The sequence below is a fragment of the Mycolicibacterium brumae genome (assembly GCF_025215495.1).
GTDB lineage: Bacteria > Actinomycetota > Actinomycetes > Mycobacteriales > Mycobacteriaceae > Mycobacterium > Mycobacterium brumae.
The window spans coordinates 1,126,351-1,147,961 of record NZ_CP104302.1 but is presented as its reverse complement, the minus strand read 5'-3'; the positions used below and the strand labels follow the sequence as shown (position 1 = coordinate 1,147,961).

Annotated in this window: 15 protein-coding genes and 1 pseudogene; 4 read left to right on the top strand and 12 right to left on the bottom strand. The window is 70.8% G+C overall.

The features are described from left to right. Positions 1-11 precede the first annotated feature (11 nt). Both L2Z93_RS05705 and L2Z93_RS05700 read left to right on the top strand, forming a co-directional pair. Entirely contained in the window at positions 12-899 is an 888-nt protein-coding gene (locus L2Z93_RS05705; RefSeq protein ID WP_090585385.1) for a D-alanyl-D-alanine carboxypeptidase family protein, read from the top strand. 87 nt (positions 900-986) lie between these two features. After that, positions 987-1,814: a D-alanyl-D-alanine carboxypeptidase family protein gene (locus L2Z93_RS05700; protein WP_090585387.1), complete on the top strand. Its 828-nt coding sequence runs from the start codon at positions 987-989 to the stop codon at positions 1,812-1,814. Positions 1,815-2,420: 606 nt separating this feature from the next. On the opposite strand, the gene L2Z93_RS05695 is transcribed toward L2Z93_RS05700, so the two are convergent. The 5 genes from L2Z93_RS05695 to L2Z93_RS05675 all read right to left on the bottom strand — a co-directional run bounded on the left by L2Z93_RS05695 (position 2,421) and on the right by L2Z93_RS05675 (position 9,369). After that, positions 2,421-3,491 (bottom strand): amidohydrolase family protein, encoded by a 1,071-nt coding sequence (locus L2Z93_RS05695; protein WP_090585388.1) that lies wholly within the window; start codon positions 3,489-3,491, stop codon positions 2,421-2,423. A gap of 7 nt (positions 3,492-3,498) precedes the next feature. Continuing rightward, a complete protein-coding gene (gene ffh / locus L2Z93_RS05690; RefSeq protein ID WP_090585390.1) occupies positions 3,499-5,094 on the bottom strand; it encodes a signal recognition particle protein in 1,596 nt (531 codons plus the stop codon). A gap of 38 nt (positions 5,095-5,132) precedes the next feature. Then, entirely contained in the window at positions 5,133-7,571 is a 2,439-nt protein-coding gene (locus tag L2Z93_RS05685) for a [protein-PII] uridylyltransferase (protein ID WP_090585392.1), read from the bottom strand. Positions 7,572-7,649: 78 nt separating this feature from the next. Next, positions 7,650-7,988 carry a P-II family nitrogen regulator gene (locus L2Z93_RS05680; protein ID WP_090585394.1) on the bottom strand — a complete coding sequence of 113 codons (339 nt, stop codon included), beginning with the start codon at positions 7,986-7,988 and terminating at the stop codon, positions 7,650-7,652. A 34-nt stretch (positions 7,989-8,022) separates the two neighbouring features. Continuing rightward, a complete protein-coding gene (locus tag L2Z93_RS05675) occupies positions 8,023-9,369 on the bottom strand; it encodes an ammonium transporter (protein WP_260575507.1) in 1,347 nt (448 codons plus the stop codon). 194 nt (positions 9,370-9,563) lie between these two features. On the opposite strand from L2Z93_RS05675, the gene fdhD reads away from it, so the two are divergent. After that, positions 9,564-10,439: a formate dehydrogenase accessory sulfurtransferase FdhD gene (fdhD, locus tag L2Z93_RS05670; protein WP_090585397.1), complete on the top strand. Its 876-nt coding sequence runs from the start codon at positions 9,564-9,566 to the stop codon at positions 10,437-10,439. 74 nt (positions 10,440-10,513) lie between these two features. Continuing rightward, a complete protein-coding gene (locus L2Z93_RS05665; protein WP_090585624.1) occupies positions 10,514-12,841 on the top strand; it encodes an FdhF/YdeP family oxidoreductase in 2,328 nt (775 codons plus the stop codon). A 401-nt stretch (positions 12,842-13,242) separates the two neighbouring features. On the opposite strand, the gene ftsY is transcribed toward L2Z93_RS05665, so the two are convergent. The 7 genes and pseudogenes from ftsY to mutM form a co-directional block, all read right to left on the bottom strand. Then, positions 13,243-14,646 (bottom strand): signal recognition particle-docking protein FtsY, encoded by a 1,404-nt coding sequence (ftsY, locus tag L2Z93_RS05660; protein WP_193438925.1) that lies wholly within the window; start codon positions 14,644-14,646, stop codon positions 13,243-13,245. An 80-nt stretch (positions 14,647-14,726) separates the two neighbouring features. Continuing rightward, positions 14,727-18,332, bottom strand: coding sequence for a chromosome segregation protein SMC (gene smc, locus L2Z93_RS05655; RefSeq protein WP_090585401.1), 3,606 nt, complete (start codon positions 18,330-18,332; stop codon positions 14,727-14,729). Between the two features lie 11 nt (positions 18,333-18,343). Further along, positions 18,344-19,438, bottom strand: coding sequence for a CocE/NonD family hydrolase C-terminal non-catalytic domain-containing protein (locus tag L2Z93_RS05650; RefSeq protein WP_234785982.1), 1,095 nt, complete (start codon positions 19,436-19,438; stop codon positions 18,344-18,346). A 46-nt stretch (positions 19,439-19,484) separates the two neighbouring features. Then, positions 19,485-19,964 (bottom strand): annotated as a pseudogene (locus L2Z93_RS19420) (CocE/NonD family hydrolase); the annotation flags it as partial. Between the two features lie 6 nt (positions 19,965-19,970). Continuing rightward, a complete protein-coding gene (locus L2Z93_RS05645; RefSeq protein ID WP_090585404.1) occupies positions 19,971-20,255 on the bottom strand; it encodes an acylphosphatase in 285 nt (94 codons plus the stop codon). Next, on the bottom strand, positions 20,252-20,674 hold the full coding sequence (locus L2Z93_RS05640; protein WP_090585406.1) for an OsmC family protein: 423 nt from the start codon (positions 20,672-20,674) through the stop codon (positions 20,252-20,254). Before L2Z93_RS05640 ends, L2Z93_RS05645 begins: the two co-directional genes overlap by 4 nt. 86 nt (positions 20,675-20,760) lie before the next feature. Next, entirely contained in the window at positions 20,761-21,609 is an 849-nt protein-coding gene (mutM, locus tag L2Z93_RS05635; protein ID WP_090585408.1) for a bifunctional DNA-formamidopyrimidine glycosylase/DNA-(apurinic or apyrimidinic site) lyase, read from the bottom strand. Positions 21,610-21,611: the final 2 nt, after the last annotated feature.

Genomic DNA, 21,611 nt, shown 5'->3' with positions numbered 1-21,611 from the left:
GCTGGCTGCCCATGCGCCATTTTCTCGCCGCGCTGTGCGCTGCCCTGTGCGTGTTCGCCCTGGGTCAGCCCGCCAGCCTGCCCGTCGCCCACGCCGACCCGGTCGACCTGCAGCCCCTGGGGTCCGCGCCGATCCCTGACGGCCCGGCGCCCAACTGGATCGTCGCCGACGTGGACACCGGCGAGGTGCTCGCCGCCCGCAATGAGCACGCCCGCACCGCGCCCGCCAGCACCATCAAGACGCTGCTGGCCCAGGTGATCATCGACGAGGTGGGGCTGGACACCACGATCGTCGGCGACGCCGCCGACACCCAGGTCGAGTGCAACTGCGCCGGGGTGGCGCCCGGCCAGACCTACACCGCCCGCCAGTTGCTGGAGGGCCTGCTGCTGGCGTCCGGCAACGACGCCGCCAACACCCTGGCCCGGATGGTCGGCGGCGAGGCCGCCGCGGTGGACAAGATGAACGCCAAGGCCGCCGCCATCGGCGCGGTCGACACCCACGCCGGCAGCCCGTCGGGCATCGACGCCCCGGGCATGGCCATGTGGTCCACCCCGCGCGATCTGGCGGTCATCTTCCGCAACGCGATGACCTACCCGGACATCGCCGCGATCCTGGCCATGCCCGCCGCGACGTTCCCGGCCAAAAGCGGCCCGCGGACCCTGGCCAACCAGAACGAGATGCTGTTCCGCTACCCCGGATTCCTGGGCGGCAAGACCGGCTTCACCGACATCGCCCGCAAGACCTACGTCGGCGCCGCCGCGCGCGACGGCCGGCGCCTGGTCATCGCGATGACCTACGGGCTGATCCGCGAGGGCGGCCCGACCTACTGGGATCAGGCCACCACACTGCTGGATTGGGGCTTCGCCCAGGGCCGCGGGGCTAGCGTCGGGGTGCTGTAGCGACCATTCGGCGTGCGGTCTGGCCGACACCCATTCGAGACCGCGCCGGGGCCGGGGGTTGACTCCGGATCCATAGGCTCGGAGGTCGTGCCGCATCTCTTCCGCATCCGCTCGGCGGCCGCTGCGCTGTTGGCGGGTGCGTTGCTGGTCGGCGCCGCCCCGACCGCGGTGGCGGTCCCGACGGCGGTGCCGCCGGACGGGCCGGCCCAGGCCTGGCTGATCGCCGACATCGCCAGCGGAAACCTGTTGGCGTCCAAGAACCCCACCGGCCAGTACGCCCCGGCGAGCACCATCAAGACGCTGCTGGCCATGACCGTGCTCGACGTGCTGTCGCCGCAGGCCGCGGTGCGCGCCACCGAGGCGCACACCAAGGTCGAATGCTCCTGTGTCGGGCTGGTTCCGGGCCAGGTGTACACCGTCCGGCAGCTGCTCGACGGGTTGCTGATGGTGTCCGGAAACGATGCGGCGAACCTGCTCGGCGACATGCTCGGCGGCCAGCGCCCGGCGGTGACGCGGATGAACGCGAAGGCCGCCAGCCTGGGCGCCACCAGCACCCGGGCGAACTCGCCATCCGGGCTGGACGGGCCGGGCTGGGAATCGACCACCACCCCGCGCGACCTCGCCATCATCTACCGCGCGGCGCTGAAGTACCCGGTGATCAACCAGATCTTCCAGCAGCGTGAGGCGTCCTTCCCCAGCCGCACCGGCGCCAAGACAATCAAGGCGCAAAACGAGCTGCTGGAGCGCTACCCCGGCAATGTCAGCGGCAAGACCGGGTTCACCAATCTGGCCGGCAAGACCTACGCCGCGGTGTCCCAGCGCGGCGGCAAGGCGCTGGTGGTGGTGCTGATGAAGGGCTCCGGCGACCTGTACGGCCAGGCCATCCGGCTGTTCGACTGGGGTTTCGCCCAGTAGGCCAGGCCACCGCTCGCTGCGGCGGGCATCGACTGAGAAATCTGGGACACCAGTGAGAAGCGTTGGCGGACAACACCATCGACTGAGAACTGACGCACGTCCGTGAGACATGCTGGCGGAAGCGGTCATCGACTGAGAACTGACGCATGTCAGTGAGACATGCTGGCGGAAGCGTTCATCGACTGAGAAGTGAGGTACCTCAGTGAGACATGACGTAGCCAAGTGAGACGTGATGGCGGCCTTATTCATCGGTTGAGAACTGACGTACACGTTGTTCGAGAAGGGGCATGCGTGAGTTCTCAATCGATGAAAAACACATCCATGAGGCCTCACTGACGTACCTCACTTCTCAATCGATAGACCTGTGCGCCAACATTTCTCACAAACCGCCACCAGTTCTCAGTCGATACGCGCGCGCCAGCAGGTAGGTTCTCACCCGACGAGCGGCGCGCCAGCAGGTAGGTTCTCACCCGACGCGCGACGCGCTTGGATTCGCGGGCGCCGAGCACCCGAGAAGCACCGATCCGCCCGGACCGACGGCACTCCAGACACGGCACTCCAGCCACGACGCACCAGACACCGCCTTCCCGACACGGCGCCGAACGCTCAGAACACCCGCCCACGCACGATCACCAGATCCGGGTGCTCCAGCACCCCCGGCAGCCGCGGATCCTCGGCGAAGCACAGCAGATCCGCGGGTGAACCGTGCTCGATCCGGCTGCGCCCCAACCACGTCCGAGCATCCCAGCAGGCCGCCCCCAACGCGTCGTGCGCGCTCATCCCGACCCGCGTCAACGCGGCGATCTCGTCGGCGATCCGGCCGTGGGCGACCATCCCGCCGGCGTCGGTGCCGGCGAAGATCGGCACCCCGGCGTCGTGCGCGGCCGCCACGCGCTCCGGGCAGGACGCGTACAGCGCCCGCATGTGCGCGGCGTAGGTCGGATACCGGGCCGCGGAGTCGGCGATCCCCGGGAAGTTGTCGATATTGATCAGCGTGGGCACCAGCGCGGTGCCGTGCTCCAGCATCATCGCGATCACGTCGTCGGTGATCCCGGTGCCGTGCTCGACGCAGTCGATGCCGGCGTTGATCAGGCCCGGCAGCGCGTCCTCGCCGAACACGTGCGCGGTCACCCGGGCGCCGTGGGCGTGGGCGGCGTCGATCGCGGCGACCAGCACCTCGTCGGACCACAGTGGGGCCAGATCCCCCACCCCGCGGTCGATCCAGTCCCCCACCAGCTTGACCCAGCCGTCGGAGCGCCGAGCCTGCTCGGCGACGTACTCCGGCAATTGCGACTCGTCTTCGATGTCGATCGGCAGGCCGGGGATGTAGCGCTTGGGCCGGGCCAGATGCCGGCCCGCGCGAATGATCTTCGGCAGGTCCTCGCGGTCGTCGAGGCTGCGGGTGTCCACCGGGGATCCGGCGTCGCGCAGCAGCAGCACCCCGGCGTCGCGTTCCACCTCGGCCTGGGAGATCGCCTCGTCGAGGTCGACGCCGCCGTGCGGGCCGAGCCCGACGTGGCAGTGCGCGTCGACCAGGCCGGGAATGATCCAGCCGCCGTCGAACACCGTCTCGGCGCCGGCCACCGGCTCGGCGCAGAGCACACCGTCGTAGACCCACCAGTCCGCCGCCTCGCCGTCGGGCAGGATCACACCGCGCAGGTGCAGGGACCGGCTCATCTCCGCGCTATTTCTGCGGCGGGAACTTCAGCTTCGACAGGTCGATGCCGTCCAGGCCCGGCGGCAGTTCGTTGAGCCCCTTGGGCATCTGCGAGATGTCCGGGAACCCGGCCGGCATCCCAGGCATCCCAGGCGCCCCGGGCATTCCGGGCATCCCGCCGAACGGGCTGCGGGTCCGCGGCGGGGTCGGCCCGCGGCCCTTGCCTTTGCCCTTGCGTCCCTTGGCCTGCTTGCGGTTCTTCGAGGACCGCCGGCTCATCCCCGGGATCCCCATGCCGCCGACCATCTGCGACATCATCTTGCGGGCCTCGAAGAACCGGTCCACCAGCTGGTTGACGTCGGTGACGGTCACCCCGGAGCCGTTGGCGATGCGCAGCCGCCGGGAGGCGTTGATGATCTTCGGGTCGTCCCGCTCGGCGGGGGTCATGCCGCGGATGATGGCCTGGATCTTGTCGAGCTGGCTGTCGTCGACGGCGGCCAGCGCGTCCTTCATCTGACCCGCGCCGGGCAGCATGCCCAGCAGGTTGCCGATCGGGCCCATCTTGCGAATGGCCAGCATCTGGTCGAGGAAGTCCTCCAGGGTCAGCTCGCCGGTGCCGATCTTCGCGGCTGCGGCCTCGGCCTGCTGGGCGTCGAAGACCTGCTCGGCCTGCTCGATCAGGGTGAGCACGTCGCCCATGCCGAGGATGCGCGACGCCATCCGGTCCGGGTGGAAGACGTCGAAGTCCTCGAGCTTCTCGCCGGTGGACGCGAACAGGATCGGCACGCCGGTGACTTCGCGCACCGACAGCGCGGCGCCGCCGCGGGCGTCACCGTCGAGCTTGGTGAGCACTACACCGGTGAAGCCGACGCCGGCGCCGAACGCCTCGGCGGTGCTGACCGCGTCCTGGCCGATCATGGCGTCGAGCACGAACAGCGTCTCGTCGGGGTTGACGGCGTCGCGGATCGCGGCGGCCTGGGCCATCAGCACCTCGTCGATGCCGAGCCGGCCGGCGGTGTCGACGATGACGACGTCGTAATGCTTGTCGCGGGCTTCGGCCAGGCCGGCGGCGGCGACGGCGACCGGGTCGCCCGGCCCCGCGCCGGCGATCTCGGTGGCGCCGGGGGCGGTGCCCGGGTGCGGCGCGAACACTGCGACGCCGGCCCGTTCACCGACGATCTGCAACTGGTTCACCGCGCCGGGGCGCTGCAGGTCACAGGCCACCAGCAGCGGCGTGTGCCCCTGGCCCTTGAGCCATTTGGCCAGCTTGCCGGCCAGCGTGGTCTTACCGGCGCCCTGCAGGCCGGCCAGCATGATCACCGTCGGCGGGTTCTTGGCGAAGCTGAGCTGGCGGGTCTCGCCACCGAGGATGCCGACCAGCTCGTCGTTGACGATCTTGACGACCTGTTGGGCCGGGTTCAGCGCGCCGGAGACCTCGGCGCCCTTGGCGCGGGTCTTGACCCGTTCGATGAAGGCCCGCACCACGGGCAGCGACACGTCGGCTTCCAGCAGCGCCAGCCGGATCTCGCGGGCGGTGGCGTCGACGTCGGCGTCGGTGAGCCGACCCTTGCCCTTCAGGCCCGCGAGGGCGCCGGTCAACCGGTCGGAAAGCGATTCAAACACGGGGCCAAGACTACCGGCGCCGGCGGCCGGCGGACGCCTCAGCTGGCTTGTTCCACCGGCTTGGCCGGCGTGGGCGCGGGCAGCACGGCGTACAACTGCGCCTCCAGCCGGGCCCGGGCCGCCTCGCCCTCGTCACCTGCGGGCAGGGCGACGGCGAACACGTCGATCACCGAGGAGCCCAGCGTGGTCACCTTCGCCCAGGCGACGTCCACACCGGCCCGCTCGAACTCCCCGGTCAGCGCGGTGAGCAGGCCGGGCGCGTCGGTGGCCCGCACCTCGACCAGCCGCTGGCCGGGGTCCGCGCCGTCGTGCCAGAGGATCCGCGGCGGCGCGGCGGGCGGGTTGACCGGGACCGCGGCCCGCGGCGCCGCGACGGACCGGCCGATGGCCTCGCGGTCGCGGCGGCGCAGCGCCTCGGCGACGTCGAGTTCACCGCCCAGCGCCAGCGCGAGTTGCTGGCGCAGCAGCTCGGCGGCCGGCGGCGCGCCGAAGTGCGGGGTCACCACGAAGGTGTCCAGGGCGTGGCCGCCCGCGGAGTTCACCGACGCCGAGCACACCCGCAGCGCGTTGAGCGCCAGCACCCCGGCCGATCGGGACAGCGCGCCACGACGGTCCGGGGCCAGCACGGTGACGGTGTAGGCGCCGGTCCGGTCCGGCCCGGTCATCGTCACGTGCACCCGGCCCGGCTCGCCGGCGGCGGCCAGTTCCAGCACCTGTGGGTCGATCGGGTCGGCCTGCGGCAGCGGTTCCCCGGCCATCACCAGCCGGCAGCGACGCACCAGATCGCCGATCAGCGCGGCCTTCCAATCCCCCCACACCCCCGGGCCGGTGGCCAGCGAATCGGCCTCGGCCAGCGCGTGCAGCAGTTCCAGCAGCCCGGAGTCGCCCTCGATCGCCTCGACCACCGCGGTGATGACGGCCGGATCCTGCAGGTCCTTGCGCGTCGCGGTGCTGACCAAGAGCAGATGGTGACGCACCGCGGCGGTCAGCACCTTGATGTCGCTGGGCCACAACCCCAGTCGGGTGCCCACCTGGGCGGCCAGTTCCGCGCCGACCACGGAGTGGTCGCCGCCGCGACCCTTGCCGATGTCGTGCAGCAGCGCGGCCAGCACCAGCAGGTCCGGGCGCGCCACCCGGGTGGTGAAAGCCCCTGCGCGAGAGACGGTTTCGGCCAGGTGTCGGTCGACGGTCCACATGTGGATGACGTCGCGGGGCGGCAGGTCGCGCACCGCGCCCCACTCCGGGAACAACCGTCCCCACAATCCGGTGCGGTCCAGCGCCTCGATGGTGTTCACCGCGGCCGGACCTGTGCTCAGCAGCACCAGCAGATCCTTGAGCGCGGCCTGCGGCCAGGGCGCGCGAAGCTCCGGCGCCGAGTCGACCAACCGGGTCAGCGTCGCGGTGGCCATCGGCAGTCCGGTCAGCGCCGAAGCGGCCGCCACCCGCAGGATCAGGCCGGGGTCGCGTTCGGGCCGGGCGTCGCGGGCCAGCATCACCTCGCCGTTGTACTCCACCACGCCTTCGTCCAGCGGGCGGCGCACCGGGCGGCGCAGCGCGGCGAATCCCCTCTTGGGCAACGCATTTCCGGCGGTGCGGACCCCGGAGTCGACGTAGTAGCTGACGGTCCGCGCGGAATCCGACAGCAATCGGGCCAGGTCGAACCGGTCCCCGATGCGCAGCGCGGCGCCGATCTCGTCGGCGTGCTGGGCCAGCAGGATGTCGCGGCCCCGACCGGAGATCCGGTGCAGTTCGGTGCGCACATTGAGCAGCGCCTGATGCGCGTCGTGCAGCGTTCCGGTGGGCGAGGCCGACGACGACGTGGGGTACACGTCGGCCAGCTGGGTCAGCGCCAGCGCGCTGAGCAGTTGGGTGTCGCGCAGGCCGCCGCGGCCGTTCTTCAGATCCGGTTCGGCGCGGTGCGCGATCTCCCCGCAGCGGCTCCACCGGCCCTGGGTCGTCTCGACCAATTCGGCGAAGCGGCCGGTGATGCCGGAGCGCCATTGCCGCCGGGCGCCGCCGATCAGCAGCTGCGACAGCTCGGCGTCGCCGGCGATGTGCCGGGCCTCCAGCAGACCCAGCGCGGCGGTCAGGTCGGTGCTGGCCACCCGCAGCGCCTCGGGAACCGTGCGGACGCTGTGGTCGAGTCGAATGTTGGCGTCCCACAACGGATACCACAGCGATTCGGCGATCCCGCTGACCACCTCTTGGTCGGACTCCTCGTACAGCAGCATCAGGTCGAGGTCCGAATACGGCAGCATCTCCCCGCGCCCGAGACTGCCGGTCGCCACGATGGCGAACCCGCTGGTTTCGGTGATCCCGAGTTCGGCGGCCTTGGTGGTCAGCCAGAACTCGTGCAGGTCGGCCAACGCGGTGCGCAGCGCGGGGGCGTCCAACGCGTGACTGCCACCGCCCAGCAGTGCTCGAACAGCCGCGACCAGGTCGGTGGCCGGTTTCGAGGCGCCGGGGGTGGCAGTCATCGTTTCTCCTCGCTACATTCTCGCAGCCTCCGCAAGGCTCATTGCTGTTCGACGTGCCGGTGACTGCGGGACGCAGGTCTACAGAGCGTCGCCTCCGCGTTCACCGGTGCGCACCCGCACCACGGTGTCCACCGGCGAGACCCAGACCTTGCCGTCGCCGATCTTCCCGGTCCGCGCGGCGTGGACGATGATCTCGACCACCTTGTCCGCGGCGGTGTCCTCGACGACGACCTCGACGCGGACCTTCGGCACGAAGTCCACCGAGTACTCGGCGCCCCGGTAGACCTCGGTGTGCCCCTTCTGCCGTCCGTAACCCTGCACTTCGCTGACCGTCATGCCGAGGATGCCGGCCTCCTCCAGCCCGGTCTTGACATCCTCAAGGGTGAACGGCTTGACGATCGCGGTGATCAGTTTCATCTGGTCGATCCTTCCAAAGTCGGTTTCGTGCGGTTCAGACGGTTTCGTAGGCGGTCTCGGCGTGGACCGTCTCATCGATGCCGGTGTGCTCGTCCTCCGCGCTGATCCGCCAACCCAGCGGCTTAACGATAAACAAGACGACCACGGTCATGATCGCGGTGAAGATCAGCGCAACCAATGCAATCACGATCTGGATGACCAGCTGAGAGAACCCGCCGCCGTAGAACAGGCCGGTGTCCAGCGCCAGGAAGCCGATGCCGACGGTGCCCCACAGGCCGGCCACCAGGTGGACGCCGACGACGTCGAGCGAATCGTCGTAGCCCCACTTGTACTTCAGGCCGATGGCCAGCGCGGACAGGATGCCGGCGACCGCGCCGAGCGCCAGCGAGCCGATGGCCGACAGCGACCCGCAGGCCGGGGTGATCGCGACCAGGCCGGCGACGATGCCCGAGGCGGCGCCGACGCTGGTGGCGTGGCCATCGCGGATGCGCTCCACCAGCAACCAGCCCATCATGGCGGCCGCGGTGGCGGCGGTGGTGTTGATCCAGACCGCGCCGGCGATCATGTCCGCCGCGCCCTCGGAGCCCACGTTGAAGCCGAACCAGCCGAACCACAGCAGCGCCGCGCCCAGCATGACGAACGGAATGTTGTGCGGCCGGTAGGCCATCTTGCCGAAGCCGGCGCGCTTGCCCAGCAGGACCGCCAGCACCAGCGCGGCCATACCGGCGTTGATGTGCACCACGGTGCCGCCGGCGAAGTCGATCGGCGCGACGTTGGCCGCTTCCGCCTCGGCGTCATAGCCGAAGATCCAGGACGCGATGCTGTGCTCGCTGCCGGACAGCAGGCCGCCGCCCCACACCATGTGCGCCAGCGGGAAGTACACCAGGGTGGCCCAGATGCCGGCGAACGCCAGCCAGGTGCCGAAGCGCATCCGTTCGGCGACCGCGCCGCTGATCAGCGCGACGGTGATGACGGCGAAGGTCAGCTGGAAGGCCACCCACACCATGGCAGGCACGGTGCCGAAGCCGCCGGAGACGAACTGCTCGACGCCGTCGATCTCGCGGACCTCGGTCAGCTGGCTGAGGCCGAACAGCGAGAACGGGTTGTCGAACACGCCCCAGAAGTCCGAACCCCCGGTGTGCGCGGAGGCGAACGACATCGAGTAGCCCCAGAGCACGTAGATGATGCCCACCACCCCGATGGAGGAGAACGACATCATCATCATGTTCAACACGGACTTCTGCCGGGACAACCCGCCGTAGAAGAACGCCAACGCCGGGGTCATCAGCAGCACCAACGCCGCCGAGGTGAGCACCCACGCGGTGTCGCCGGCGCTCAATCCGTCGGGCCCGAAGGGCGCGAACGCAGTATCAGGTAGCACTTGGCAAAACCTCCTTGGAGACATACGCCGACTTTGATCGGCCTCCCGGACAGAGTCATCGGCCGGGGTTTCCCGGGTGGTTCTTGGGTGTTTCGTCGTTGTGAACGGATGCCGGGGGCGCGTTTCGACGTTGTTACGCGCTGCGGGTTCGCCGTCCGGACACGGCGGCCGACGATGGGCGGTAACCTCGGAAAATGGGGCGCATCACGGCACGACGCCCGGTCACCAGAATCGTCGTCGGCGGCGGTGTGAGAAGCCGCCCGGACCTGTTGGCCGTCGAGGAACCGCTGGAAATACGCGTCGGCGGCGCGCAGTTGGCGCTAACCATGCGCACCCCCGGCAACGATGTCGAACTCGCGGCCGGCTTCCTGGTCTCCGAGGGCGTGATCAGCCGCGGCGAGCAGTTCCGCCAGGCGATGCACTGCGGCGGCCCGGGCGCCGGCGGCGAGGCCAACACCTACAACATCCTCGACGTCACACTGGCGCCCGGCGTCGCCGCGCCCGCCCCCGAACTAACCCGGCGGTTCCCGACCACCAGTTCCTGCGGCCTGTGCGGCAAGGCCGGCGTCGACGCGATCCAGATGTCGTCGCCCCACCGGCTGGCCGACGACCACAGCGCCGTCGACGCCGAGTTGCTGACCTCCTTCCCCGACCGATTGCGCGCCCGGCAGGCCGTGTTCGAGAAGACCGGCGGTCTGCACGCCGCGGCGCTGTTCGACGCCGGCACCGGGGAACTGCTGGTGCTGCGCGAGGACGTCGGCCGACACAATGCGGTCGACAAGGTGATCGGGTGGGCGGTGCTCGCCGACCGGCTGCCGCTGCGCGCCACCGTCCTGCAGGTTTCCGGGCGGGCCAGTTTCGAGTTGGCGCAGAAGGCGGTGATGGCCGGGATCCCGGTGCTGGCCGCGGTGTCGGCGCCGTCGTCGCTGGCCGCCGAGCTGGCCGACACCGCGGGTCTGACCCTGGTCGGTTTCCTGCGCGGCGACTCGATGAACGTCTACACCCACCCGCATCGGATCCGGACCGCAGCCCCGGCCGGGTCCCGACGAGCCGAAGGAGCGTTGCGATGACCGACCTGCAGCACAGCCCGCACGACCACGACGTCGCGGCGCCCGAGGACGACGTCGCGCCCGCCACCGGGCTGATGTCGCGGCGCCCCCGGCAGGGCGGGTACGGCCCGAACACCGACCGCGAGTGGTCCCAAAAGACCTACCACCACCCGGCCGCGGCGTGGGGCGCGGCGCTGTCGGTGGGCAAGGTCATCCTGACGCAACGGGAGCCGATCGCCGGCCCGCTGTCCACGCTGCAGATGAACCACCCGATCACCGGGTATGACTGCCCGGGCTGCGCGTGGCCCGACGATCAGCACGGGCTGCGGCTGGACATCTGCGAGAACGGCGTCAAGCACGTCACCTGGGAGATGACCCGCAAACGCGTCGGACCGTGGTTCTTCGCCGCGCACACCGTCAGCGAGCTGGCCGAGTGGACCGACTTCGAGCTGGAGAACGCCGGCCGGCTGACCGACCCGATGGTCTACGACGCGGACCTGGACCGCTACGTGCCGATCTCCTGGGACGCGGCGTTCGCCATGATCGGCGAGGAGTTGCGCGCCCTGCCGACCCCGGACGCGGCGACGTTCTACACCTCCGGGCGACTGAGCAACGAGTCGTCGTACATCTATCAGCTGTTCATGCGTGAGTTCGGCACCAACAACATGCCGGACTGCTCGAACATGTGCCACGAGGCGTCCGGGCGGGCGCTGGGCGCCTCGATCGGCACCGGCAAGGGCACCACCTCGATGCAAGACTGGGCCGAGGCCGACCTGCTGTTCCTGCTCGGGGTGAACGCGGCGTCCAACGCGCCGCGGATGCTGACCGCGCTGGCCAAGATGGTCCGCTCCGGCGCGCAGGTGGTGCACGTCAATCCGCTGGTGGAGATCGCCTCGACGAAGACGATCGTGCCGCACGACATCGTCGACATGGCGCTGTTCAAATCGCATCGCACCGGCTCCTGGGATCTGCAGGTCGCCCCCGGCGGGGACATGGCGCTGATGCGCGCGATCGCGAAGGTGGTGTTCGAGGCCGCCGCGACCGACCCGGCGGCCCTGGACCGCGACTTCCTGGCCGAGCACACCGTCGGGTTCGACGAGTACCGGGCGCTGGTGGAGGCCACCGAATGGGACGAACTGGTCACCGCTTCCGGACTGAGCGAGGCGCAGCTGCGTCGCGCCGGGCAGCTGTACCTGGCCGCGGACAAGACGATCATCAGCTGGTGTCTGGGCGTCGCGCAGCACGAGCACGCCGTCGACATGATCCGCGAGTTCATGAACGTGCTACTGCTGCGCGGCAATATCGGCCGGCCCGGCGCCGGCCCGGCCCCGGTGCGCGGGCACAGCAATGTGCAGGGCAACCGGACCTGCGGCATCAACCACCATTCCCCGGCGGCGCTGCTCGACGCGCTGGACGCGCACCACGGCATCACCTCGCCGCGCACTCCCGGCCTGGACACCGTGAACAGCATCGAGGCGATGCACCGCGGCGACGTCCGGGTGTTCATCGCGCTGGGCGGCAACTTCGTGCTGGCCGCCCCGGACACCGATTACACCGCGGCGGCGCTGTCCCGCTGTTCGCTGACCGTGCAGGTCAGCACCAAGCTGAACCGCAGCCACCTGGTGCACGGCCGCAAGGCGCTGATCCTGCCGTGCCTCGGCCGCACCGAGGTCGACATCCAGCGCGACGGGCCGCAGGGCCAGACCGTCGAGGACGCGATGAGCATGGTGCACGTGTCCTACGGCAAGAAGCAGCCGGCGTCCGAGGCGCTGCGCTCCGAGCCGGAGATCATCGCCCGGATGGCGCGGGCCACCCTGCCGCAGTCGAAGATTCCGTGGGAGTCCTACATCGACAACTACGACCGGATCCGCGACGATATGGCCGTCGTGCTGCCCGGGTTCGCCGGGTTCAACGAGCTGATCAAGAACCCGACGGGTTTCCGGATCCCGCAGCCGGCCCGCGAGCGGGTGTTCACGACGGCGTCGGGCAAGGCGCAATTCAGCCACGCCCCGCTGGCGACGGCGGCGCACGCGCCGGAGCCGGACATGCTGGTGCTGCAGACCATGCGCTCCCACGATCAGTGGAACACGACCATCTACGCGAACAACGACCGCTACCGCGGCGTGAAGAACATCCGCGAGCTGATCTTCATGAACGCCGCCGATATGGCCGAGCGGGGCATCGCCGACGGGTCCCTGGTCGACATCGTCTCGACGTCCAAGGACGGCAGCCAGCGCGAACTGCGGAGCTACCGCGCCATCGCCTACAACACCCCGAAGGGCAGCGCGGCCGGCTACATGCCGGAGATGAACGTGCTGATCGGGCACGCCGACTACAGCGCGCAGAGCGACCAGCCGCTGGCCAAGAGCATCCACGTCCGGGTCACCCCGGCGCGTGCCTCCAACGGTGGGCGGTTGAAGTAGGCGATCTCGGGGGCCTGCGCGGTTCCCGCAGCCGTGGGGCCGCCGTTTTCGCTGTTACCGCGGGCGTTCGCCCTGCTACTGCAGGGCGTTCGTCCTGCTACCGCAAGCCGGACCGTCGTCGGGCCCATCGACTGAGAAGCCACGGCGGTTGGTGAGAAATGCTGGCGAAACCCCTCGCCGACTGAGAACCCATGGCGGCTAGTGAGGCCTCACGGCGGCTGGTGAGAAACCCTGGCGGCGATTCCTCATCGGGTGGAACACCAGGGCGGCGTATGAGTCTCTGGGCCGCCCCCACGTTCCATTCGACGGAGCACGGCCGCCAACAGTTCTCACCAACCTCCACCAGTTCTCAAACTGACGACGGTCCGGTGAGACGCCAGCGTCATGCGCCCTTCGCAAGCTCAGCCCAACAGGGCGTCCACGAACGCCCCCGGCTCGAACGGCGCGAGATCGTCGGGGCCCTCGCCGAGGCCGACGAGTTTCACCGGCACACCGAGGTCCTCCTGGACCCGGAACACGATGCCGCCCTTGGCGGTGCCGTCCAGCTTGGTGAGCACCACGCCGGTGATGTCGACGACGTCGGCGAACACCTTGGCCTGGGCCAGGCCGTTCTGCCCGATGGTGGCGTCGAGCACCAGCAGCACCTCGTCGACCTTCGCCCGCTTCTCCACCACCCGCTTGACCTTGCCGAGCTCGTCCATCAATCCGGTCTTGGTGTGCAGCCGGCCGGCGGTGTCCACCAGCACCACGTCGGCGCCGTTCTCGATGCCCTTGCTGACGGCGTCGAACGCGACCGACGCCGGGTCGGCGCCCTCATCGCTGCGGACCACCTCCGCGCCGACCCGGGAACCCCAGGACTGCAGCTGGTCGGCGGCGGCGGCGCGGAAGGTGTCGGCGGCGCCGAGCACCACCCGCCGGCCGTCGGCGACCAGCACCCGGGCCAGTTTCCCGACGGTGGTGGTCTTGCCGGTGCCGTTGACCCCGACCACCAGCAGCACCGACGGCGCGTTGGCGTGCGGCAGCGCCTTGATGGACCGGTCGAACTCGGGGTGCAACTGCCCGATCAGGGCGGCGCGCAGCACCTTGCGGGCCTCCTCACCGGTGCGGGCTCCGCTGGCGGCGAACTTGGCGCGCAGTTCGTCCATCACTCGCTCGGTGACGGTCGGGCCGAGGTCGGCGATCAGCAGGGTGTCCTCGATGTCCTGCCAGGAATCCTCGTCCAGGTCGCCCGCGCCGAGCAGGCCCAGCACGCTCTTGCCGAGGGCGTTCTGCGATTTGGCGAGCCGACCGCGCAGCCGGTCCAGCCGGCCCTCGGTGGGGGCGATGTCGTCCAGTTCCGGCGCCGTGACGGGAACGACGTCCTCGACGGGTTCGGGTTCGACGACCTCGATGGTCTCCACCACGCCCGGCGAGGTTTCGACGATCGCGGTCTCCACCACGTCGACCTCGTCGACGGTGACCTCGACCTCGGGTTCGGCCGCCGGAGCCTCCGGCTCGGGCTCGAGCTCGAGCTCCGGCTCGGGCAGGGTGACCTCGGAGATGGCGCGCTTGGGGGCGTCCCGCGGGATGGCGGCGTCGTCGCCGACGCCGGGCAGCCCGGCCGGGTCGACGGTGGCGGTGCCGCCCTCACTGAAGCTGATGCCCGATCGCGCGGTGTAGCCGCCGGAGCGGTCGATCGGCTTGTCCGGCTCGTCGGGGGCGGTCAGGCTGATGGTGCGGCTGCGGTAGCGAACCAGCCCGACGACCAGCACCGTGATGAGCAGGACCGCGACGACGGCGATGGCAATCCAGGCTTGAGTCGACATGGCCGCCATTGTTCCAGCCGCGGGCGCGCCGCCGCCCGGCGGCCACTCGGGGCTACTCGGCGGCCAGGGTCACCCGGCCGCTACTCGGCGGCCGGGGCCGAACCGGCGCCGACGAGTTCCTGGCCGCGCAGCCGCTGGGAGATCACCTGGGTGATGCCGTCGCCCTGCATGGTGACGCCGTACAGCGCGTCGGCGATCTCCATCGTCGGCTTCTGGTGGGTGATCACGATCAGCTGCGATTTCTCCCGCAGCTGTTCGAACAGCCCGATCAGCCGGCGCAGGTTGACGTCATCGAGGGCCGCCTCCACCTCGTCCATCACATAGAACGGGGACGGCCGGGCCCGGAAGATGGCGACCAGCATCGCCACCGCGGTCAGGGATTTCTCGCCGCCGGACAGCAGCGAGAGTCGCTTGATCTTCTTGCCCGGCGGGCGGGCTTCGACCTCGACGCCGGTGGTGAGCATGTCCGACGGGTCGGTGAGCACCAGCCGGCCCTCGCCGCCGGGGAACAGCGCGGAGAACACCTGGGTGAACTCGCGCTCCACGTCGGCGTAGGCCTCGGTGAACACCTGCAGGATCCGCGCGTCGACCTCCTCGACCACATCCATCAGGTCCTTGCGGGCGGCCTTGACGTCTTCGAGCTGGGTGGACAGGAAGTTGTAGCGCTCCTCCAGCGCGGCGAACTCCTCCAACGCCAGCGGGTTGACCCGGCCCAGCTCGCGCAGTTCCCGGTCGGCGCGTTTGGCCCGCCGCTCCTGGGTGGCGCGGTCGAACGGCATCGGGGCGGGCGCGGTGACCTGCTCCCCGCGCTCCTTGGCCTGCTCGTACTCGGCGAGTTCCAGTTCGCTCGGCGGCAGCGGCGCCTCGGGCCCGTACTCGGCGACCAGGTCGGCCGGCGCCATGCCGAACTGCTCCAGCACCAGCGCCTCGAGCTGTTCGACGCGCAGCGCGGCCTGGGCCTTGGCGACCTCGTCGCGGTGCAGCGAATCGGTCAGCGCGGCGATCCGGGCGTTGAGGGCGTCGACCTCGGCGCGGGCGGCGCGCAGCCCGGCGGCGCGCTGGTGCCGCCCGGCGGTCATCTCGTCGCGGCGGGCGGCGGCCGCGGCGACGACCTTCGCCAGCCGGCCGGCGACCCCGCGCCCGGATTCGGCGACGGCGGCGGCCACCGCGGCGGCGTGCTGGCGGGCCACCCGCGCGCGCTGGGCGCGCACCCGGGCTTCCCGCTCGGCGGCGGCGGCGCGGCGCAGCGAGTCGGCGCGGCCGCGCAGCGCGTTGGCCCGCTCCTCGGCGGTGCGCACCGACAGCCGGGCTTCCACCTCGCCGGCCCGGGCGGCCTCGGCGACCGCGACGAGCTCTTGCCTGCGGATCGGCTCCTCGGGCAGCTCGGCGGGGGTGTCCTGGGCGTTGCGCAGCCGGTTTTCCAGCTCGGTCAGCTCGGCGACGGTCTGCTCGCGGCCGGACTCCAGCTCGTCGCGGCGCCGGATCTGGCCCTGCCAGTCGTCGTCTGCGGTGCGGGCCGCTTCGCCGAGCCGGCCGAGCTGCTCATAGATCTGGGTGATGGCGGTGTCGGACTCGTTGAGCGCGGCCAGCGCGTGCTCGGCGGCCTCGCGGCGGTCGAGCTGTTCGGCCAGCGCGCCGGACAGCGCGGCGGTGAGCTCCTCGACCTGGGTTTCGGCGCCCTCCAGTTCGGCGCGGGCCCGCTCGATCTCGGAGGTGATCTCCAGCATCGAGGGTTTGCGGTCCGAGCCGCCGGTCACCCAGCCCGGCCCGACCAGGTCCCCGTCGCGGGTGACGGCGCGCAGCCGCGGGTGGGCGGCGACGAAGGTCAGCGCCGCGGCCAGGTCCTCGACGACGGCGACGTCGGCGAGCATCGCGGTGACCGCGCCGCGCAGTTTCGCCGGCGCGTCGACCAGGTCCAGCGCCCAGCGCCCGCCGGCCGGCAGGGTGGGCAGCTCGGTCGGCGCGGCGGCCGGCCAATCCCCCAGCACGATGGCCGCCCGGCCCCCGTCGGCGGCCTTGAGCGCGGCGACCGCGGTGCGGGCGGTGTCGGTGCCGTCGGCGGCCAGCGCGTCGGCGGCCGCGCCGAGCACCGCGGCCAGCGCCGTCTCGTAACCGGCGTGCACCCGGACCAGGGTGGCCAGCGTGCCGAGCAGGCCGTCGTCGTTCAGGTTCTGGGTGAGCCAGGCGGCGCCGTCCTTGCGGTCCAGACCGACCGACAGCGCCTCGATGCGGGCCCGCAGGGTGACCACCTGGCGTTCGGCGGCGCGCTCGGCGGCCTGCAGTTCGGTCACCCGCTCATCGGCTCGGCGCAGCGCCGCGACGGTGCGTTCGTGCTGCTCGTCCAGGCCGGCTTCGCCCTCGTCGAGTTCCCCGACGCGGCTCTGCACGATCTCGAACTCGGCCTGGGCGCTCTGGGCGCGGGCCGCGGCGGACTCGATGCCTTCGGTCAGCCGCGCGACCCGCTCGTCGATGGATTCGACGCGGGCGCGCATGGTTTCGACCTGTCCGGTCAGGCGGGCCAGTCCCTCGCGGCGGTCGGCTTCGGCGCGGACCGCGGCCAGATGCGCGCGTTCGGCTTCGGCGGCCGCGGATTCGGCCTGGGCCAATTCCTCGCGGGCGAACTCGGCCCGCTCGCGGGCCTCGGCCAGCTCGTCGAGCAGCTGTTTCTCGCGGGCGGCGGCCTCCTCGGCGCGGGTTTCCAGCTCGTCGGGGTCGGGTCCGGTGTGCGCGACGGGCTCGGTTTCCAGCAGCTGGGCGCGCTCGGCGGCGATGCGGACCGTGGCGCCGACCCGCTCGGCCAGCGCGGAGAGCCGGAACCAGGTCTGCTGGGCCGCTTCGGCGCGCTGGGTCAGCTCGGCGACCGCGGTCTCGTGGGCGGCCAGTTCGGCGGCGGCGACGGCGAGCCGCTCGGCGGCGTCCTCGTGCTCGCGGCGCAGCACCGCCTCGGTGTCGCCGACGCCGGCGAACTCGGTCTGCCGGGCGACCAGGTCGTCGGCGGCCAGCCGCAGCCGGGCATCGCGCAGGTCGGCCTGGATGGTCGCCGCGCGCCGGGCCACCTCGGCCTGGCGGCCCAGTGGTTTGAGCTGGCGGCGCAGCTCGGTGGTCAGGTCGGTCAGCCGGGCCAGGTTGGCTGCCATCGCGTCGAGCTTGCGGACCGCCTTCTCTTTGCGTTTGCGGTGCTTGAGCACGCCGGCGGCCTCTTCGATGAAGGCGCGGCGGTCCTCCGGGCGGGACTCCAGGATCTGGGACAGCCGCCCCTGGCCGACGATGACGTGCATCTCGCGGCCGATGCCGGAGTCGCTGAGCAGTTCTTGGACGTCCATCAGCCGGCAGGACGAGCCGTTGATCTCGTATTCGCCGGCCCCGTCGCGGAACATCCGCCGGGTGACCGACACCTCGGAGTACTCGATGGGCAGCGCGCCGTCGGAGTTGTCGATGGTGAGGGTGACCTCGGCACGGCCCAGCGGGGCCCGGTTGGAGGTGCCGGCGAAGATGACGTCTTCCATCTTCCCGCCGCGCAGCGCCTTGGCGCCCTGCTCCCCCATCACCCAGGTCAGCGCGTCGACGACGTTGGATTTCCCGGATCCGTTGGGTCCCACCACGCAGGTGATGCCCGGTTCGAAGCGCAGAGTCGTCGGCGAGGCGAAGGACTTGAAGCCCTTCAGCGTCAGACTCTTGAGGTGCATAACGGGCCAGATTACCGGTGCGTAATCGGCAGTTGCAGATAGGAGAGCCGCGCGCCGCCGGTGTGGAACACATGCTGCCCGCGGTTGGCCGGCGCGTACTCCCGCAGTCCGGGCATCCAGCCGCCGAAGAGATTGCGCCCGCTGATCACCAGTCGCAGACGCTCGCCGGGGCGGAGCACCAGTCCGACGGGCATCAGTTCGATCTTTTCCTCGACGACTTCGCCGGGGCTCAGTTTGGCCACTCGGTCGAAGCGGTGCGCGGGGATCTCGTCGGTCGAGTGCGCCGGGTCGAGTTCCCGCAGGGAGACGCGCAGCCGGCCCTCGGATCCCTTGTACCGCAGGATCGTCGCCCCGTGTTCGGTGACGTCGTGGATCCGCGCGCTCTGGTTGGGGACGGTGAACTCCTGCAGCGGTGTGCCCTGGGCGTCGAGCTTCTGCAGGAACACGAACAGGTCCATATCGTCGGCGTCGCGCGCCTCCACCCACAGCCGCGCCTTCGGGTACCCGACCACGATGGTTTCCTCATCGAATCCGAGCAGGAAGGAGACCAGGTTCGCCGCGCCCTGGGTGTCGTAGGCCGCTGTGTCGGCGGCGGCAGGCGGCGCGGTTCGCAGCGTGCGGGATGCCCCGTCCAGGTAGTACTTCGTCTGCGCGACGTCACCCGGCGGGAACTGGTCGGCGGGCAGCTGGGTCTGGTCGCCGCCGCACAGGTCGAGCAGCGCATAGCGCACCCGCGGGGTGTGCTCCCAGCCGTTGTCGGCGCCAATGAGGTAGTGGTCGAAGAAGCGGCGCAGGTCCTCCCGGTTCGCCTCGTCGTAGTAGTCGGGCCATTCCTGGCTGTTGTGGACGCGCAGCCACTTCTGCTCCGACGCCATCCGTCGCCACGCGCGGAAGGCGCCGGGCGTGTGCAGGGTGTTGGAGTAGCTGGCCACCACGTAGGCAGGTGTGGTGATCTGATCGAAGCGCGGGATCTTGTTCTCCCACATCTCGTTGACCAGCGGATAGCGCGCGACCTCGGCGAGCAGGTCCTCTTGCCGCTGCTTCCCGCGGAAGCTGTGGTCCTGTAGTTGCCGGGCGAACCCGGTGTCGGGTATCCCGCCGCGCACCGCCAGGTCGCGGTAGACGTCGCTGACGCCTTCCCACGGGGTTGATCGCCGCCAGGTGCGGCGGCTGCTCGGCGGCGGTGAACCATTGTGCGACGGCGAGGTAGGAGGTTCCGCTCATCCCCACCTTGCCGGTGCACCAGGGCTGTTCGGCCAGCCACTCGATCAGATCGTGGCAGTCCCGGCCTTCCTGGCGGTCCCACAGCACGCTGTCGCCTTCGGAGTCGGTGATGCCGCGCGGGTCGGGGTTGCAGACCGCGTAACCGTGGCCGCACCAGTAGGCGGGGTCGGGCCCCTCGAATTTGTGCAGGCCCGACACGATGGCGTCCTCGAGGCCGACGAGTCCGAACACTCCGCGGGCGGCCGCCGAGCTGCCCTGGGCCTTGCCGTAGGGGCTCCACGCGACGATCACCTGGACCTGCTCGGCGCCCGCCGGTCGGACCACGTCCACGTAGATGGTCACCCCGTCGCGCAGCCGCACCGCGACGTCCTTCTCCAGCACGATGTCCACGGACAGGCGTTCGGGCATGGGCCGCTACCGCTCGGAGAAGCCGCGGATCGGCTCGCCGGCCTCGGACCAGTCGGCGACGACGGTGTCCACGCTGCCCGGCGTGCGGCCGGTTTGGAGCAGGTCCAGCAGTTTTTCGCAGGACGGCCGCGGCCCCTGGGCGACGACGAGCACCCGGCCGTCGGCCTGGTTCTTGGCGTAGCCGGTCAGGCCGAGTTCCAGCGCGCGGGACCGGGTCCACCAGCGGAAACCCACGCCCTGGACATGGCCGTGCACCCAGGCGGTGAGCCGGACCGGGTCGCCGGTGTTCATGCCTCGGGGCCGCGGCCGTCGGCGATTTCGAAGGTGATCTCGGTTCCGGCCTTGAGCGTCCGGCCGACCGTGCACACCGAGTCGATGGCGCGGGCCACCACGGTGTGCACCCGGGCGGCCTCGGCGTCGGTCAGCTGCGACAGGTCGATGCGCAGCGTCTCGGCGAGCGCCGGGTACACCTCGTTGTCCCGGTCGGCGTCCCCGGACACCTCGACGCGGGCGTCGTAGTCGTCGCCGAGTCGGCGGGCCAGCGGCTGGTCGGCGCTCATCCCTGCGCAGGCGGCCAGCGCGATCTTCATCAGCTCGCCGGGGGTGAACACCCCGTCAACGTCCACCGGGCCGACGAGCACCTCCGCGCCGCGGGAGCTGCGGCCGGTGTATCGGCGGGTCCCGGTGCGCTCCACCCACAGTTCGGTCATGCTTATCCTTTACGAGTCGTCGACGACGTTCGGGGCACGTTCCCTGATCCGCCTGCGAATCTACCGGCGCCGCGGCAGGGCCTCCGTCAGCGCCGGGGCCTCGGCTGGCAGCGGGGGCAGTAGAACGACGATCGGTTCATGAACTTCTCCCGGCGGATCGGCGCCCCGCAGCGCCGGCACGCCCGGCCCTCGCGGCCGTAGGCGTCCAGGGAGCGTTCGAAGTAGCCGGACTGGCCGTTGACGTTCACATACAGCGAGTCGAACGAGGTGCCGCCCTGGGCGAGCGCTTCGGCCATCACCTCGGCGGCCGCGTCGAGCACCGCGGCGAGGCGAGGTTTGGTCAGCGCCGACGCCTGCCGGGCGCCGTTGACGCCCGCGCGCCACAGCGCCTCATCGGCGTAGATATTGCCGATTCCGGAGACGACGGTCTGGTCCAGCAGTTGTCGTTTGATCTCGGAGTTCTTGCGCCGCAACACTTTAACCACGGCGTCGCGATCAAACCGCGGGTCCAGCGGGTCGCGGGCCAGATGCGCGACGGGCGTCGGGAGCGCGGACCCGTCCACCTCCACGAACTCGGCGAGCTGCCACCCGCCGAAGGTGCGCTGGTCGACGAAGCTGAGCTCCAGTCCGTCGTCGAGCAGGGTCGAGATCCGGATGTGTTCGACCTTCGGAACTCCGCCGAGCAGCATCTGCCCGCTCATGCCCAGATGCACCACCAAAGCCAGCTCGTCGTCGAGGACCAGCCACATGTACTTCCCGCGCCGGCCGGTGCCGGTGATCGTCGCGCCGAGCAGCCGGGCGGCCAAATCGGTTGCGCCGCCGAGATGTCGGCGCACCGCGCGGGGATGACGCACCTCGATCGCGGTGATCCGGCGGCCGACGATGTGCTGGTGCAAGCCGGCGCGCACCACCTCGACCTCAGGCAGCTCCGGCATCA

Coding starts and splice junctions, on each gene's coding strand:
- fdhD (WP_090585397.1), top strand. CDS start 9,564: ATGGGGCGCATCACGGCACGACGCCCGGTCACCAGAATCGTCGTCGGC.
- L2Z93_RS05640 (WP_090585406.1), bottom strand. CDS start 20,674: ATGACCGAACTGTGGGTGGAGCGCACCGGGACCCGCCGATACACCGGC.
- L2Z93_RS05645 (WP_090585404.1), bottom strand. CDS start 20,255: ATGAACACCGGCGACCCGGTCCGGCTCACCGCCTGGGTGCACGGCCAT.
- L2Z93_RS05695 (WP_090585388.1), bottom strand. CDS start 3,491: ATGAGCCGGTCCCTGCACCTGCGCGGTGTGATCCTGCCCGACGGCGAG.
- L2Z93_RS05665 (WP_090585624.1), top strand. CDS start 10,514: ATGTCGCGGCGCCCCCGGCAGGGCGGGTACGGCCCGAACACCGACCGC.
- L2Z93_RS05680 (WP_090585394.1), bottom strand. CDS start 7,988: ATGAAACTGATCACCGCGATCGTCAAGCCGTTCACCCTTGAGGATGTC.
- mutM (WP_090585408.1), bottom strand. CDS start 21,609: ATGCCGGAGCTGCCTGAGGTCGAGGTGGTGCGCGCCGGCTTGCACCAG.
- L2Z93_RS05705 (WP_090585385.1), top strand. CDS start 12: ATGCGCCATTTTCTCGCCGCGCTGTGCGCTGCCCTGTGCGTGTTCGCC.
- smc (WP_090585401.1), bottom strand. CDS start 18,332: ATGCACCTCAAGAGTCTGACGCTGAAGGGCTTCAAGTCCTTCGCCTCG.
- ftsY (WP_193438925.1), bottom strand. CDS start 14,646: ATGTCGACTCAAGCCTGGATTGCCATCGCCGTCGTCGCGGTCCTGCTC.
- L2Z93_RS05685 (WP_090585392.1), bottom strand. CDS start 7,571: ATGACTGCCACCCCCGGCGCCTCGAAACCGGCCACCGACCTGGTCGCG.